At 35.8% G+C, this 17,009-nt stretch carries 17 protein-coding genes; 1 reads left to right on the top strand and 16 read right to left on the bottom strand.

The genetic code is table 11. The features are described 5' to 3' along the window. Positions 1-128 precede the first annotated feature (128 nt). A complete protein-coding gene (locus J7574_RS12460) occupies positions 129-1,067 on the bottom strand; it encodes a ring-cleaving dioxygenase (RefSeq protein WP_290968625.1) in 939 nt (312 codons plus the stop codon). A gap of 173 nt (positions 1,068-1,240) precedes the next feature. On the opposite strand from J7574_RS12460, the gene J7574_RS12455 reads away from it, so the two are divergent. Further along, positions 1,241-2,959, top strand: coding sequence for a sigma 54-interacting transcriptional regulator (locus J7574_RS12455; RefSeq protein ID WP_290968622.1), 1,719 nt, complete (start codon positions 1,241-1,243; stop codon positions 2,957-2,959). A 168-nt stretch (positions 2,960-3,127) separates the two neighbouring features. On the opposite strand, the gene J7574_RS12450 is transcribed toward J7574_RS12455, so the two are convergent. The 15 genes from J7574_RS12450 to J7574_RS12380 form a co-directional block, all read right to left on the bottom strand. After that, a complete protein-coding gene (locus J7574_RS12450; protein WP_290968618.1) occupies positions 3,128-3,481 on the bottom strand; it encodes a hypothetical protein in 354 nt (117 codons plus the stop codon). Continuing rightward, a complete protein-coding gene (locus tag J7574_RS12445) occupies positions 3,481-4,101 on the bottom strand; it encodes a dienelactone hydrolase family protein (protein WP_290968610.1) in 621 nt (206 codons plus the stop codon). Before J7574_RS12445 ends, J7574_RS12450 begins: the two co-directional genes overlap by 1 nt. Before the next feature lie 217 nt (positions 4,102-4,318). After that, on the bottom strand, positions 4,319-4,609 hold the full coding sequence (locus J7574_RS12440; protein ID WP_290968607.1) for a GNAT family N-acetyltransferase: 291 nt from the start codon (positions 4,607-4,609) through the stop codon (positions 4,319-4,321). 307 nt (positions 4,610-4,916) lie between these two features. Beyond that, a complete protein-coding gene (locus J7574_RS12435; protein ID WP_290968604.1) occupies positions 4,917-6,272 on the bottom strand; it encodes a sigma-54 dependent transcriptional regulator in 1,356 nt (451 codons plus the stop codon). Between the two features lie 161 nt (positions 6,273-6,433). Beyond that, positions 6,434-7,102 (bottom strand): YoaK family protein, encoded by a 669-nt coding sequence (locus J7574_RS12430; RefSeq protein WP_290968602.1) that lies wholly within the window; start codon positions 7,100-7,102, stop codon positions 6,434-6,436. Between the two features lie 8 nt (positions 7,103-7,110). After that, positions 7,111-7,584: a DNA starvation/stationary phase protection protein gene (locus tag J7574_RS12425; protein WP_290968599.1), complete on the bottom strand. Its 474-nt coding sequence runs from the start codon at positions 7,582-7,584 to the stop codon at positions 7,111-7,113. Positions 7,585-7,816: 232 nt separating this feature from the next. Beyond that, positions 7,817-8,251, bottom strand: coding sequence for a DoxX family protein (locus J7574_RS12420; protein ID WP_290968595.1), 435 nt, complete (start codon positions 8,249-8,251; stop codon positions 7,817-7,819). Positions 8,252-8,262: 11 nt separating this feature from the next. Beyond that, on the bottom strand, positions 8,263-10,149 hold the full coding sequence (locus J7574_RS12415) for an amidohydrolase (protein ID WP_290968592.1): 1,887 nt from the start codon (positions 10,147-10,149) through the stop codon (positions 8,263-8,265). An 8-nt stretch (positions 10,150-10,157) separates the two neighbouring features. Further along, positions 10,158-10,892, bottom strand: coding sequence for a M17 family peptidase N-terminal domain-containing protein (locus tag J7574_RS12410; protein ID WP_290968590.1), 735 nt, complete (start codon positions 10,890-10,892; stop codon positions 10,158-10,160). A 198-nt stretch (positions 10,893-11,090) separates the two neighbouring features. Beyond that, a complete protein-coding gene (locus J7574_RS12405) occupies positions 11,091-12,419 on the bottom strand; it encodes an alginate export family protein (RefSeq protein WP_290968587.1) in 1,329 nt (442 codons plus the stop codon). 107 nt (positions 12,420-12,526) lie between these two features. After that, a complete protein-coding gene (locus tag J7574_RS12400) occupies positions 12,527-13,159 on the bottom strand; it encodes a hydrolase (protein WP_290968584.1) in 633 nt (210 codons plus the stop codon). Between the two features lie 84 nt (positions 13,160-13,243). Then, the gene (locus tag J7574_RS12395) at positions 13,244-13,561 is read right to left on the bottom strand and encodes a phosphoribosylpyrophosphate synthetase (protein WP_290968581.1); all 318 of its coding nucleotides are present in this window, start codon (positions 13,559-13,561) and stop codon (positions 13,244-13,246) included. Between the two features lie 54 nt (positions 13,562-13,615). Continuing rightward, complete coding sequence (locus tag J7574_RS12390) at positions 13,616-14,431, bottom strand: alpha/beta hydrolase (RefSeq protein WP_290968578.1); 816 nt, start codon at positions 14,429-14,431, stop codon at positions 13,616-13,618. Between the two features lie 549 nt (positions 14,432-14,980). Beyond that, positions 14,981-15,607, bottom strand: a complete 627-nt coding sequence (locus tag J7574_RS12385) for a hypothetical protein (RefSeq protein WP_290968575.1) — start codon at positions 15,605-15,607, stop codon at positions 14,981-14,983. A 150-nt stretch (positions 15,608-15,757) separates the two neighbouring features. Further along, on the bottom strand, positions 15,758-16,741 hold the full coding sequence (locus J7574_RS12380; RefSeq protein WP_290968573.1) for a hypothetical protein: 984 nt from the start codon (positions 16,739-16,741) through the stop codon (positions 15,758-15,760). Positions 16,742-17,009 lie beyond the last annotated feature (268 nt).

Raw genomic sequence — 17,009 nt, 5'->3', positions numbered from 1 at the left:
TCAATTTTTTAATATTAAATAATTTTTAATTGTTTCTAAGTGAAGATTAAAAAAAGCTGCCTAGAATTTAGACAGCTTTTTCAAAATAGTTGTGTGTTTTGGGTTTAACCCCAGTTTAATAAAACAAATTAATTAATCTTAACCAAATGTTTTTCAATTGCTTCTCTTTGAGGCTCGTATTGAGCTGGAAGTTTTAGGTTTTGACCTAATTCTTCTAAGCTTTCGTCTACAGTAAATCCAGGATTATCGGTAGCGATTTCAAACAAAACTCCTCCTGGTTCTCTGAAATATAGAGAGTGGAAATATTGTCTGTCAATTTGTGGCGTAATCTGTAATCCGTATTCTTCGATTTTTTCTCTAAATTTCATTAGAATTTCGTCATTTGGCACACGGAAAGCCACGTGGTGAACAGTTCCGTTAGCGTTTAAACCGCGTTTTTCTTCAGGTAATTCTACCAAGTCAACAATAGCAGCATTTTCTACAGCATCTGTTGCATAACGGTAACGATTTACATCCTGATCGATCAATTTATAACCAAATATTTCAGTCAAAACTGCAGCAGTTGGCTTAATGTTGTTTAAAGTCAAAGTAATGTTATGAAAACCTTTTGTTGCCACATCTGCTTTTACTTCGTCAGTTTCCCAAGCTTTTCTGCTGTCTTCTGTTTTAGATTCGATTAACTCCAATTTCAATCCGTCTGGATCTAAGAAAGTCAAATATTTTTCACCAAACTTTTCAGCTGGTTTATTGTAAATTACATTATACTGCTCGAAACGTTTTTGCCAGAAATCAAGACTTCCTTTTGGAACAGAATATCCAATTTCAGTTGCCATTCCAGAACCTTTTCTTCCTTGCTGAATTCCTGATCCCCAGGGGAAGAATGTTAAAATGGTTCCTGCGCTTCCAACTTCGTCACCAAAGTAAAAGTGGTAGGTTCCAGGATCGTCAAAGTTTACTGTTTTTTTAATGAATCTTAATCCTAAAACTTTAGAATAAAAGTCAAAATTACGTTTAGCGTCACCTGCGATTGCAGTAATATGGTGTAAGCCTAAAATTTTATTTTCCATGGTATTTTTATATTAAATTGTTATTGATTTTTCTTTTACAAATTTACGGCGGTTATGCTTTTGCATCGATTAACCTAGATTAAGAAATAAAAAGCCCTGTTTTTTTTGAAAACACGAAAGGTTAAACAATTAATATTCCGATTTTGAAAAGGCTCTGAAAAACAAGGCTTTTGATGAAAAACCAAAGTATAGAGTATACGATATATCGTAAATTTATGATATTAAAAGGGCATATTAGAAAATCGATAGTGATTTACAAAACGCTATTTCTTAAATTTACAGTTCCACACTCAGAAATACCATACGAAATACCGTTTATGCAAAAGCCGATAGACAAAGCTGCAATTACAATAAATAGACTACAGGAAAGAGAAAAAGAACAAATGCTTATTATGTCTATTTGCGCATCACTTTCTCAGGTTTTAAACAAAGAGGAATTTAGCTCTGTGGTAAACGGAATCTTAAAAGATAACTTCCAATTTGAATCTTTTATTGTTGCTTCTTCTGATGAAAGTCAAGCGGAATACTTCCTTTTTTATTCCACAGCTGAAAATGTAGATTTAAAAAGTTACGCCATAAATGACGGTTTTTTTGATTCCTGCACCGATTCTGCTGATATTGTTTCCTTTGATTTAGCAAACACCAAGAATCCAGATTATATTCAGAACATTTATAAAAAAGGCTTTAAACACGCATTCGGAATTAGTCTACCTTGTATAAAAGGAAATCGAAATGTACTTTTTCTTTTCTTTAAAAATGCTAAAACGTTCAGCAGAGAATCTAATCGAGTTTTTAGAGGAATTGCCATGCAGCTTTCTATTACGCTCAGAAATATCATGCTTGCACAACAAAATGAAGATAGGCTTGCCAAATTAGAAATTTTGAAGAAGAATATTTCAAGCAAAAAGAAAGAAAAGAACATTCAAAAAAGCGAAGATTTCTATGGAATTATAGGATCGAGCGATGCCATGAAACAAGTTCAGGAATTGATTTTGCAGGTGGCTTCTTCCAATTCTACGGTTTTAATTTTGGGAGAAACAGGAACAGGAAAAGAACTCGTTGCAAATGCAATTCACCATTTATCTGGAGTTTCAGACCAAAAAATGACTAAAGTGAATTGTGCTTCAATCCCTGAAAATTTGATTGAAAGCGAATTGTTCGGACATGAAAAAGGTGCTTTTACTGGAGCGGCCGAACAAAGAATCGGCAAGTTTGAACAAGCGGAGAACAGTACCATTTTTTTAGACGAAATAGGAGAGTTGCCCTTAGAATTGCAAGGAAAACTGCTTCGTGTTTTACAAGAAAAAGAAATTGAGCGAGTGGGCGGAAACAAAAGCATAAAAGTGAATGCAAGAATTATTGCTGCAACCAATAAAATGCTTGAGAAAGAAGTTGCCGAAGAACGCTTTAGAAGCGATTTGTATTATCGTTTAAATGTATATCCAATTCATCTGCCTGCATTACGTAACCGCAAAGAAGACATACCTGCTTTAGCCCATTTTTTCTTGGAAAAGCATGCTCAAAAAACGGGTAAACATATAAAAGGCTTTTCTAAAGAAGTGATGAAAAATATGATTGCAAATGCTTGGCCGGGAAATGTTCGCGAATTGGAAAATATGGTCGAAAGAAGCATTTTGTTTGCCAAAGGCGAAAAAATAAAAGAAATGGCTTTTTCTGAAATTGTGATTACAGATTCTAATGTTTTAGAAAAAGAACTTTGCATCAAAACGCTTCAAGAAGTAGAGAAGGAGCACATTCTAAAAGTCATAAAAAAATGTAACGGAAGAATTTCGGGTCCGCAAGGCGCGGCTGTTTTATTGGGTTTGCCATCTACGACACTGGCTTCTAGAATGCGAAAGCTAGGAATCAAAAAAGAACATTTTTTGGATTGATGTTTTGAAAGTGCAAAGGTTTTAAACACATAGAAACATAGTTTTATCTTGTGTAAAAAGGCATTTCACTTGAAATAATACATATAGCGCTGCACGCCAACTTTGTCAAAGTTTAAAACTTTGACAAAGTTCTACACAACCTGAAACCTGAAACCTGAAACAACGTTTCTAAACTAACTTGATAAAAATAGATTTTCGCAGTTTAGGTTCTAAATTTTTGGTTTTGTGCCCTTTTCCTGCGGTATCTTCTACCAATAAAATCGAACCCGTTGGAAATGTTCTTTTTTCGCCCAAAGAAGTTTCAATTTCTACGCCTCCTTCGAGTAAAACAATGTATTGGCGATCTGGAGCATTGTGAAAATCGTAATCGTAAGAAGGACTGACTTCTCTAAAAACGATAGATTTTACAGGTTCATCATCAGATAAAAAGCCGATGTCGCCATTGTTTTTTAATGGGACTTCAAAGTCTTCAAAATGACTTTCTCCGCTAGCATCGCTGTAAACACGAGTAATCGTAATCATTATTTTTTATTGAAAATTAAGGCATTGGCACAATCTACTTCATCTTGACTTATCGTATGTCCCATATTTGGGTAGATTTTTTTTGTGACATCTGCACCCATTTTCTCCATAAGAGCTTCCGTTTCATTGACCCTTTCTACAGGAACGTGAAAATCGGGATCGCTTGTTCCGATAAAAACAGGCGTATTTTCGAAATTTCCTGCATAATGGTTTTCATAGACTTTATCGCCAATTAATCCGCCTGTAAAAGCTACGACTCCGCCATATTTTGCCGCATTTCTTGTTGTAAATTCCAAAGCAAGACAAGCACCTTGAGAGAATCCCAAGAAATAGATATTTTCCTTTTCAATTCCGTTTTGCTGAATTGCGACCACAACTTGATGTATGGCTTCTAATGATTTAGAAAAAGAAGGTTCATTTTCGTTCAAAGGAGCTAAAAACGAATAGGGATACCAAGTTCTATTTTCTGCCTGAGGTGCTACCAATGCAAAATCACCAACGTTAAGATGTCTTGCGATTGAAAGAATATCATGAGCACTGGCACCACGTCCGTGAATCATAATTAAGGCTTTTTTAGCTTCATTTAAAGGAATACCATCTGTTAAAATATCTGTATTCATGGTTGTTTTGTTCTTTTAATTATTAGACTGGCCATTTAATTTTTCACGCTCTCGATAGCTATCGGGATTAAAAAGATTTTAGCAGATTTTTTTCAACACAATCTTGTCATTTCGACGTAAGGAGAAATCCTCGCGAGTAGCTCGCCAAAGATTGGACTCTTGTTGCGGAGTTACTTGCGGAAATCTCTCGTTCCTCGAGATGACAAATTGGAGCGTTTTATTTCTTCCAAATATCCTCGTACTCGTCTGGATGTCTTTTAAATTGAGCGTGCACGTAAGGGCAAAGCGGTAAAACTTTCAAGTTATTGGCGCGAACATAAGCCACCATTTCTTCTAATAGTTTTTTTGCATAACCTTTTCCTTCTGCTTCTGGCTCGACTCCAGTGTGATAAACTGTAAGCAAATCAGGTTTGATGCTTACCGTCATTTCTCCTAATTTTTTACCGTCGACATAGAGATTAAAAGCACCATGTTTTTTTTCGTCTAATTCTAATTTTATTGTTTCCATATATTTTGTATTGTTTGTAAAATTTAACCGCAAAGTTTTTTTAAACCGCAAAGGCACAAGGGTTACGCAAAGTTCGCTAAGCTTTACTTTTTTAATTACGCATTTAATTACGCAGAGTTCGCTAAGGCTTTTTATTAAGATCTTAAGCGAAATCTAAAGATTAAGTTCGCAAAGCTTTGTCTAGATAAAACTTTGCAGACAAAGCTTTGCAAACTCATGATTTTCAAAGAATTTCAAAAGAAACTTCGCGAACTTTGCGTAAATCTTAGCGTGCTTTGCGGTAAAAAAACTTTGCGGTTCTATAAATTTAATTATATCCTTGTTTAATACCTAATTTTTTCATTTTTGAATACAAAGTCTGCGGTTGCATTTTTAAAAGCTCGGCAGCACCACCAATGCCTGAGACTTTGCCATTGCAGATTTGAAGTGCATTCATAATATGTTCTTTTTCCATTTCTTCCATTGACTTTAGTTTATTAGAGCTAGTTTCTAAAGCGACAATAGGAGTGATAGAAGGTAAGTCAAATTTTTCAATTTCGTTTGTTTTGGCGAGCAGCACATTTCTTTCTGCCAAATGTTCCAATTCACGTACATTTCCTGGCCAATTATAACTTTTTAATTGTTCCAAAGCTGGTGCGCTTATTTTGTTTACAGTCTTTTTAGAACTTGCTGCATATTTTTTTAGAAAATAATAAGCCAATATTTCTATATCTTCTTTGCGTTCTCTTAAAGACGGCAATTGTATCGGAAATACATTTAATCTATAATATAAATCTAGTCTGAAACGCCCTTCGGCAACTTCTTTTTCAAGAATTTTATTGGTAGCCGCTACAATGCGAACATTAATTTTAATGGTTTTATTGCTTCCAAGACGTTGAATTTCTTTCTCTTGCAACACTCGTAATAATTTTACTTGAGAGTCAAGCGGCAATTCGCCAATTTCATCGAGAAAAATAGTTCCGTTATTGGCTTGTTCGAATTTTCCAATTCGCAATGCATTAGCTCCTGTAAAAGCACCTTTTTCATGTCCGAAAAGTTCCGATTCTATCAAAGATTGCGGTAAAGCGGCGCAGTTTACCACTACAATCGGATGTGATTTATGCGTCGAAAGTTCATGTATGGCGTGTGCGGCTCTTTCTTTTCCGGTACCGCTTTCGCCCAAAATTAAAACAGAAGTTTCAGCAGGAGCTACAATTTTTATTTTTTCAATAGCTTCTTTTAATAACGGACTTTCGCCAATGATTCCCGCAATTTCTTGGTTTGCTGTCACGGCTGGAGCTAGATTTTCTTTTTCTTGATTAAATCGATATCTAGCGATATCCAACATCACAACGAGATCTTTTTCTCTAAAAGGCTTAACCATAAAACCGTACGGATGTGTAGCTTTAACGGCTTCAAGCGTGCTCTGATTGGTGTTTGCTGAGATATAAAGAAAAGGCAGATTCATTTCGCGCAGTTCCCACGCCAAATCAATTCCTGTTAAATTGCCTTTTAATATAATATCCAGTAAAATCCAATCTGGACTTTTTTCTTCGATTAGTTTTCTTGCCTGAGCCACAGAAGCGGCAATGCCAACAACTTGATAGCCTGCTTTCTGCAGCATGATTTTTAGATCATTTGCAACAATAAATTCATCTTCAACAATTAGTAGTTTCTCCTTCATTACATCATTTGTATAATTTCAAGAATGGCCAAGAATTTGGAGTTTTTTAGAAATTTCTTTTTGACGGATTTTAAGCTTTCTTTTGGAGAAAAGAAGGCTAAAATCATTTTTTAAAGATAGTATATTATCAGAAATCTGCAATCTGAAAGTAGGCGTTTTGCTTAACTATCTCGGTGATATAAGTAGCAAATAATCATTGCTGCTCCTGGCAGAATTAATGTTCCTAGTCCGAAAAATTTTCCTGCAACGGCTCCTAGAAAACATCCCGCAAGGAATCCGATTAAGGTAACCAGCTGTTTTTTAAAACTTAAAAATACTTCGGCATCTTTAAATCCGTTTTTTAATAAATTTCCCAAGTCAAGAGAAGCCTGCGTTACATTTCCTGTCATCATGGTAGTTGGACCGTGCGTTTCTTTCGCGTAAAGCTTTCCAAAAGCATTTTGAAGTCCCATTGCAAAAACGGTTGTCATTGCAATTGTATACATAGTCCATTCTTCAAAGTTTTGCAGATAGCCAAAAACATACGATGCAATGCCGCTTAAAAGTAAAATTAAGCCTTCCCAAAATAAAATAGTATAACGATTAGTGGCTTTTAAAGCAATTCTTCCTCCCGTAATTACGGCAATAATAAAAATAGGGAAGGTAAGCAGTTTCACCCACGCATGAAGGTCTGAACCTTTTACAATCTGATAAGCAAAAACAATAAAGTTACCCGTTACGTGCGCCGAAAATATCGAATCGGCAGCGACAAAGGTTACGGTATCGCAATACCCTGCTATCATGGTTAGAAGCAGGGTTACGTACCAAATATTTTTTTGTTGAATTTCCATAATTTGTTTTATTTTAAATGTGCGCGAAGCATCCACGCCATTTTTTCATGGTTTTCTACAAGACCTGTAATAAAATCGCTTGTTCCTGCATCTTGCCAATCATTAGCAATAAGATTAATGTTTTCGCGCAAGTAAATAATGATGCTTTCGTGATCTAAAAGCAATTCTTTGATAAAACCAGTGCTGTCGTTATTTTCTTTTAATTCTTCTGTTAAGTGTGTCAACGCTAGAAAATCTTTTAGTGTCGCTGGAGTATAGTGCCCTAGAGCTCTAATTCTTTCAGCAACCGTATCTACGATCTCGTCAATGGCATCATATTGCTGTTCGAAAAAGATATGTTTGTTGTAAAAGTCTGGACCTTCAACGTTCCAGTGCGCTCTTTTTGTTTTGGTATAAAGTACAAATTCGTCCGCAAGAACTTTAGTTAAAACCTCTACCACTTTTGAGATGTTTTCTTGTTTAATTCCGATGTTTGTTTTCATTTTTGAATTGGGTTTGATGAATAATGTTTTATGTTAATTGTGTTTTTTTAAACATCGAGACATAGGTTTTCTTTTATTCGTAAAAGAGTACAGAAAGAAACTAGTTTCTAAAACATAGTCCTTTGTGTTATTCTTTGCGAGAACTTTGTCAAAGTTTTAAACTTTGACAAAGTTGACCTGTAGTGAAACGCCTTTTGTTTGTCTTCAAAAGCTATGTTTCTATGTGTTTAAATTAATTGTTTAATAAGGTTAGTAAATAATTGTCTAGTGAATACGTTCCTGCACCAAGGGCAAGAAGCAATAGGAGCGATAAGGTGTACATGTACGGAACGTCGCGCACTTCTAAGGAATCGTTTTTGTGAACTACAAAATAGCCAATTGCAGTTACGCCAATTGTGGGAAGAACGGCAAGTCTAGTTCCGAGTCCGAAAATGATAAAAAACGGAATTATGGTATCTGAAAAAGTGGCTACTATTCCGTTCAATTTCTCAGGCAAATGCAACGGATTTGGAACGTGTTCTTTTTGTCCGTTTTCGACTCTAAATTTTTTCATTCCGTGAACTCTGAAAAGTTCTATGGCAAGGAGAACTCTAAACGCTAGAAGCGCTCCATTGTTGAATGATGTTCCTAAATCGGAATGCAATATTTGTTTGATAATTTCAATCATTTCTTTAAAATTTAGAAAGCAAAGCAAGAACAGCCTAAAGCGCCCCAGAATGCATTGTAATTGTTTACAGGAACATTGCTCATTCTTGCAGCATCGTGATTGTGCAAGTGAACATCGCAACTTCCGCTGCAGCTATGAATCTGTGAAGTCAGTTTTGGTTTTGCATCTGCTTTTGCGTTTTTTTCAATAGCATTTTGGAAACTGCTTCTTACTGGATATCCGTTGTAAATATTCGTTGGCGACCAGTCTGGCAAGATCGGAATGTGAGGCGGTGAAAACGAAGAAAAATCTCCGTTAGCATACACAATTTTTCCGTCTACGATAGTCAAATCAGCTTCGATTTTTTTGATGTCTTCGTCGTCAATGGTGAAATAATCGCGATCTAAAACCGCTAAATCGGCGAACATTCCCACTTTAATATCTCCTTTTTTAGTTTGTTCCTGCGAAAACCAAGCGCTTCCTCTAGTATACAATTCTAAAGCCGTTTGTCTGTTCAATCTCGTTTCGTTGTACAATTGCAATCCTCCAACAGTTTTTCCAACGGTCATCCAATACATAGAAACCCACGGATTATAACTGCTCACACGTGTCGCGTCTGAACCTGCGCCAACAGGAACTTCCATTTCAATCATTTTTTTGATTGGCGGCGTGTTTTCAGCTGCTTTTGCTCCGTAACGATCGGTGAAATATTCTCCTTGATACGCCATTCTGCTTTGAACTGCGATTCCGCCGCCTAAAGCTTTTACACGTTCGATGTTTCTTTCATCAATAGTTTCGGCGTGATCAAAAATCCAAGGAAGTCCGTTGAAAGGAACATCTTGATTGATTTTTTCGAAGACATTCAAAAATCTTGTAATGCTTTCGTTATAAGTGGCATGCAATCTGAAAGGCCAACGATTTTCTACCAAAAGACGAACAACTTTTTCTAGATCGGCTTCCATATTTTCTGGAAGATCTGGTCTTGGCTGAAGGAAATCTTCGAAATCAGCAGCAGAAAAAACTAACATTTCACCAGCTCCGTTGTGACGGTACATATCGTTTCCTTGATATAATTTTACGGTATCGATCCAATCGGAGAAATCTTCAAATTCGTGTTTTGGTTTTTGAGTGAAAAGATTGTAGGCAATTCTTACCGTCAATTGTTTCTTTTCGTTCAATTCATTCACCACTTTATAATCGTCTGGAAAGTTCTGAAATCCGCCTCCTGCATCAATCACGCTTGTGATTCCGAAACGGTTCAATTCTTTCATAAAATGACGAGTAGAATTAATCTGGTGCTCGTACGAAAGCGTTGGACCTTTTGCCAAAGTCGAATATAAAATCATAGCATTTGGAGTCGCAATAATAAGTCCCGTAGGCTCTCCGTTTGAATCGCGTTCGATATGTCCTCCCGGAGGGGCAGGCGTATTTTTATTATAACCAACTGCTCTCAAAGCCGCTCTGTTCATAATCGCTCTGTCGTATAAATGCAGAATAAAAACTGGAGTATCGGGTGCAATCGCATTGATTTCCTCTAAAGTCGGCATTCTGCGTTCTGCAAACTGAAACTCAGACCAACCGCCAACCACACGAACCCATTGCGGATTTGGAGTGCGATCTACTTGTTCTTTCAGCATTCGAAGCGCGTCTGCCAAAGAAGGAACGCCATCCCAACGCAATTCTAAATTATAGTTTAATCCGCCTCGAATAAGGTGAATGTGCGAATCGTTGATTCCAGGAACGACTCTTTTGTTCTGAAGATCAATTATTTTGGTTTCTTCAGATGCAAAAGCCATGATGTCGCTATCGTTTCCAACAGCAATAAATTTTCCGTCTTTGATGGCAACGGCTGTTACATTTGGAGTCTCAGCGTTGAAACTATAAATTTTTCCGTTGAATAAAATTAAATCTGCTTTCATAATTTCGATTATTTAGCGTTCAACTTTGCAATGGCGCTTTTTATTCCCTCTCCTGCAACTGTATAAAAAGCAGGGCCAGCCAATAAGATTATTTTGTTTAAAGGTTTGTATTCTGCTAATTTTTTGTCTTTCAAATACGTCTGAGTTCTATACGCTTCAAAAGAACCTAAAACTACATTTTCGGCTACAAGAGCGGTTGGAGAATCAATCCCGGCATCTTTAATATCACTTGCAAAAGAATAATTAGAAACTCCTAAACGTAAAGCTTCGCGCATGGCAGTGCCTCCAACACTAATCATTAAATCGGGTGTAAATTTGTTGCGGTCTCCCAATCCGATTAATAATAATTGTTTAGCTGCTAAAGTGCCTTTTGGAGGCGTAATCAATAAAGTTTCAAGCGAATGCCCCGTAAATTTACCGCTTTTTCGTAATTCGGTAATAATACCTTTTAATGCGTCGTCTAAGTGTATCATTCCGTTTAAGTTGGCAGGAAGGGCAGGAGGATTGAAAATATCACCCTCTGTGTATTCAAAAACGCAGGCAACTTGTAAATCAGCTTCTGCTGCAGATGGTCCCTGAACCAATCCGTTTACTGCAATTCCGTCTACTTTCCCCCAAGTTGTAGTAGAACCGATTGAAGCTGTTTGGGCAAAAGCATTGTTACTAAGAGCGCCTGCAAATGTTATAATTAAAAGAAACAGATGCGAAAATCTAAATCTGTATGCTGAAGTGTTTGTTTTCATGGTTAAGGGTTTAGTGTTGTTTTTTATTTTTCAAGTGTATAAGTTTTGACGCGGATATAACGGATTTGCTATCGCAAAGACGCGGATTTACACAGATTTTTTTATGATTATATTTAATAAATCCGTTTTTATCAGCGTCTTTGCGATAGCAAATCCGCGTAATCCGCGTTCTAATTTAGCGTCAGTATATTTTTGCCATTAAAATTTAAATCCAAGACGAGCGTTAAAGAAAACTCCGTCTTTTGAGTTCGGAATCACGTCATTGATAAAAGCACCTGTTTTGAAATACTGAATACCGCTGACAACCGAAATATATTTGTTTACGTTATAGGTAAAATTGGCGAGATAGGCCGTTCCAATATATCTTTCGTCAGAATCGCTTCCGCGAAGGTTGAGGATTCCGCTTGGTCTGTAAACTCCGTCTTGTGTTGAATATCTCCAGTTTAAAACCACATCGACCTGCATCTTTAAATTCGAAAGTAAGTCCAACGTTGCATAAGGATGAATATCGATAAGGTTTACCGGTCCCACTTGCGGACTAAAACCAAAATAGCCTCCTTTTGGATATAGCGGATTAAAGGTCTGAAGATCTCCGTTGCCTTGATTTTGATCTCCTGAGATGTAATCGTTTCTAAGATTGATGGTGGGCTTAAATTTTACGTTTTCAAACATATATCCAATATCAACAGATCCAGTCCAGGCATTGATATTTCCAGAACCAAAAGTTCCGAATTGATAAGCCGCTTCGAGATTGTAAATAAAACCGCCGCCGTATTTCCATAATCTAGATCCTATGGTATGCCTTCTTTCAGGAGCAATTCCTTCTTCAAAAACAGACTCATCTCTTCTGAACCCGAGATAATACAGATCGAGATTTCCTGCTTTTGGGAAAATTATTTTAGAATATGCTCCCCAAAGATTAAGCTGTTTGGACATTTTATTATCAAAAACTCCCGTGTGAACCGTGTCTGCCATCATAGCAAATGCATCTATTGAAACTCTTGACGAAGTATACATCAGTTTTCCTCCTGTAAAATAAAGTCTTGCATTTGGACCTTCTCTAACAGAGATTAACCTTCCAGAACCATAATCCAATTCTTGTCTTCCGGCGCGAATGGTTATTTTTTTGTCTTTTTGCTGCCAGACATTTACATCTACAAAAAGATTCTGCACATTCAGCTGGTCTTCATCTATACCGCGAGCTCCGTTTGCACGGCCATCTTCTAGGGCGCTTCTCAATTGGGCAAATATTCTAACGCGTTTTCCTAAATGCACATCGGCATGAAGATCGTAGCGCTGCAGTAAGAAATTGTTGTGTCCAATATTGAATCTTCCCCAGTCTTCATTGTTGAAATCAACGTATTCATATCGGGCTTCACCGCCAATTGACATATAAATGTCTTTTTCTTTGTTTAACGGAATGAATTTTAATCGTTCGTAAAAGTTTCTATTTGAATCTTTTAAGAATTCATAATTTTCATCATAACGCAACAGCTTAAAACTTTGAGCTGATGCTGTGTTTCCCATTAAAAGAAAAGAAACAATAGCTATGAAAAGGATTTTGGATACTATGGATTTTGATGATTCCAACATAATGAAGCGTAAGAGATTTATAATAAAATGAATTAGTGCGATTAGTGTTTCAACATGTTATGAGCATAGTGAATACCAATTCCGTAAGAACCGCCATATTTTTTCATTAAAGAAGTAACAGGACCGTAAGTTGCTTCGCGTGCCCAGTCTCTTTGAAGCTCTAATAAATATTGGATAGAAGTAATCGGAATTACTCCAGCTTGAATCATTCTTTGTACAGAACGCTCGTGAGCTTCGGCAGTAACATCACCACAGGCATCGGTAATAACATACACTTCGTAACCTTCTTCGATTGCTGATAAAGCAGGTCCTACAATGCAAACGCCTGTCCAAAGCCCAGCAAGAACTAATTTCTTTTTGTTTTTTGCTACAATAGCTTTGTAAGCGTTTTCGTCTTCCCAAGTATTCATTGTTGTTCTGTCAATGTATCCAGAAGTTGCAATTGGATAAAATTCTTCGACTTCAGGAAAAACAGGCCCAGAGAAGCTTTCTTCTGCAACTGTAGTTACTACTGTTGCTACATTAAAAATTTTTGATGCACCAGCCACAATTGCTACATTAGTACGCAATTCGCTTACCGGAATATTGTGTGTTGCAAAAGCCATTTGTCCTTCAAAATCGATTAGGACTAAAGCGTGATTGTCTGGTGATAATAAGTTAACTGATGGTTTCATAGTTATTTTGTTTTTAAGATTTTTTATTGGTTAGGCTAATGGAATCGAATGATTATTAGCGATATATCGTGATTTTTTTTAGAATTAATGTGTAGACAATTTCTTGATCATTTCGGCAGAAATTGAATCGGCATAGATTCCAAAAGCACTCGTTAAAACACCTTTGATATTGTATATTTCAGATTTAATCCCATACACAATGTCTTCATCTCCAGGATCGGTGTCTCCTTCAAAACGGAATAAATATTCAATTTTGAATTCTTCTGGTGACATGCTCTGTGTATTATTGTTGTATCGAATGCAATTGCTGTCAAGATTAAAGTTTTCTGTAAAACCTTGTGTACTTAGCCATTGCAAAGCTTCGGTAACGGTATCAAAAGAGGGTTGTTGGAAAAAACTCATAATTGAGAAGATTAAACTACCTGTAAATGAATCTTTACAGGTAGTGATTATGGATTATTTTATGAAATCTAAAATATCGTTGTTGATTGTATCTGCCTCTGTAGTTGGCATACCGTGAGGAAAACCTGGGTAAGAAATTAATTTTCCGTTTTTCAACAATTTTGCTGCTCTAGGAGCTTGAGCATAAGGAACGATTTGGTCGTCTTCTCCGTGCAATACTAAAACTGGAATGTCTAAGCTTTTTAAATCTTCAGTGAAATCAGACTCTGAGAATGCTTTAATTCCATCATGATGAGACAAAACAGAACCCATCATTCCTTGACGCCACCAATTATGTTTAATTCCTTCTTGAACAGTTTGTCCTTCGCGGTTCCATCCGTAGAATGGGATAGGGAAATCGTAGAAATATTGTGCTCTGTTAAATGCTGTTCCTTGTCTGATTTCGTCAAAAACTGACAATGGAACTCCTTCTGGATTAGATTCGTTTTGAATCATTATTGGTGTAACAGCACTAATGATTACTGCTTTTGCTACACGTCCTTTTCCGTATTTTGCTGCGTAGCGAATTACTTCACCGCCTCCAGTTGAGTGTCCAACGTGAATAGCATTTTTTAAGTCTAAAAATTCAGTCAATTCAGCGATATCAGATGCATAAGTTTCCATGTTGTTTCCTTCAGAAGCTTGGCTAGAACGCCCATGTCCGCGGCGATCGTGTGCAATAACTCTATAACCTTTATGAAGGAAAAACATCATTTGTGCGTCCCAATCATCGCTTGATAAAGGCCATCCGTGGTGAAAAACAATTGGCTGTCCTGTTCCCCAGTCTTTGTAATAAATCTGTGTTCCGTCTTTTACTGTAAATGTGCTCATGATTTTTTGATTTTAGGATTAATTTTATTTTAAAATATTTGAATAACTTGTGATTGTATTTAATTTTTTAACAAATAGATTGTTTTATTTGTATTGTTATTAGGTTTCTGATGCAAACTTATTACAGAAATAAATCTCGATCGATTAACCTAGATTAAGAAGTGAAAAACAGCCTTAAATTTTTTGCTTTTTAAAGCAGAAGCTGTTTTTTTCTTTTATCCAAAAGGCGGGGTCTCGACCCGAAAACGGAATTGCTGATGGTCTCATAATGTTCAGGATTTTTAAATTATTATTTAGATGAAAATACTATTGCCAATTAGCATGCCTTATTCGCAGTGCCTTAATTTTAAAGGGTTTGTTGAAAAGGAGCTGTTTTTTTATTTACGATATTTCGTTATTTTATGAAATACTCGTTGGTTTTATATAAAAAGACTACTATGAAATCTTTTCGAATGGCAAAGGAGAGCTGGAACCTATTTTATAGAAGATGATCGTTAATGAAACATATTGATACAAAAAATGCTAAACATTTACGTTTAGCATTTTGTATTAATCTTGTTTAAATTCTTTTAAACTTCCGTCTTCATTAAATTGTATCAAATAGCGCTCGCGGCTTCCGTTTATGGTTGTAGGATACCATTTTACCTCATTTTTCCAGATAGAAATGTAGACGCTTGTTGTAGGTTGCGCCCCTTCGACTTCCTCTGCTTTTTCATTGTAAATTTGGGCCACTTTCGCTGCATTTGCAAAACTAATTTTGTTTAAAGAAACCAATCGCCCTTTTATATCATCACGAATAGATACTTGAAGTGGTATTGGTTCAGACCATTTTCCGTCTTTAAATTCATAGGTGTCAATATATTTTGGATTTTCAGGATGTTGCAGTAAGGCATTTATACGTCCGTCATTATAAAAATAAAGCATTGAGTAAACAAACATTTTTTTTCCTTTGTATTGCGGCAATTTTTTCAATTCTTCTTCTGCCTTTTTTAAAGTTGGTATATCTGTCAGAAGGTTGGTTGCTGTTTTTTCGCTTTGTACAGAAACTGATGGCGTATTTTCTATTTCTTTTTCTGCTACAGAATCATTAGGTTTTAACGTGTCGTCAATACTTTTTGTGATTTGCTCGCAGCTAAAAAGAAAGAGGCAGACTATTACTAAAATTACTTTTTTCATTATTATATATACCCGTTGGGTGTAATTAAAATATTATAAATTTTGACGCTGATTCGGCAGATTCGTTATCGCGTTTTACGAAGCAAATCCGTTTTATTTTCGTGCTATCTTACTCAAAGTTACACTTTTAATATAATTGCATCCAAGGAATTATATATGGTTTAAATCACTTGCGAGTGCAATGTCTTTAGGATTTTCTGGATCGTAAAAAATATCCACGAACTGTTTTTTGGTCATATCAAGATCCAAAAAGCCAATTGTTTTTTTTAAAGTATTTTGATGCAATCTATTTTTAGTGTCCATAAATTCAAGCTTAAAACGCATTACAGGATGTTCATTTATATAGGTTCCTGTTTCGCCCACATGGGTAACCTTTGCCTGTGTTTTTACTCCTTTAAATTTAAGCGCATCTGCATCGTGATTTAAACCAGTCAATTTTTTAAATATAAAACGGATCAATACGCGATAAAATAAAAGAACGACTGGAATTATAATTAGCGGATGCCCAATAGACATAAAGCGCCAGCCCATGCCATGGTTTTCTGTTTTATATGAAAAGAAATAATAAAAAAGCACCAATGAAGTAAAAAGCACCCAGCCCAATATTCTTAAAATAAAACCTTTTTTGTAAAGCGTTGCAGAGGCTAAAGAAATTACAAAATAAGGAGGGTTTTTCATATCTCTGTCTAGCAATAGCGTAATTCGTTTTCCTTTTTCAAAACGCTTTTCCAGAGGTTTGGTATCTGTAATAGAAGTTTGATACGTGATTTCTGTATTGGCAAGATTTTTAAAAGACAATTTGAGTTCGTAATCATCAAATCGGGAATTGGGTTTAGACGTTTTTTTGGAGCTTATGATCTCTGCTTCACGGCGTAATCCGTTTCGTTTAATTTTTTCGAGATTGTTTTTGGTAATAAAAACCTGCACAATCCATTTTTTGAAATAACCAAGTAAAAGGGTTAACCAAAGCAGAATAGACAAGAGAACAAATCCTAATGCCCAATACGGATCTTTATCTTTTAAAGTAGTAACATCAAATTCGCTATTAATGCTATAATAAAGGATCATTGGAAACGGAATTGCAAAAAAGAGCATATAGAGTGCCCAAAAAATTATGACTAGATTTTTTTTCATTACGACATATTTGGGATTGAAATAGGAAACTTTTAATTTTCTATATCGTCTAGAAAAACGACGATAACCAAATTTAGACAAAATAAACAAAGTAGAAGTCTATTTTTTGTTAAGAAATCTTTTATAGAATATAGAACAAGAAAAATACAAGACAACTTAATAGATAAATTTGAGTTTAGGTATGTTTAAAATAGTGCTAAAATTAATTCTTACACCGCTATTGTTATTAGCCTCTAGTTTGAAAAGGCCCGATTTTACTGGTCTTTTG

It is taken from the genome of Flavobacterium sp. (assembly GCF_017744675.1).
Lineage (GTDB): Bacteria > Bacteroidota > Bacteroidia > Flavobacteriales > Flavobacteriaceae > Flavobacterium.
The sequence above is the reverse complement of the archived record's forward strand: the minus strand, read 5'-3'. Positions and strand labels throughout refer to the sequence as shown.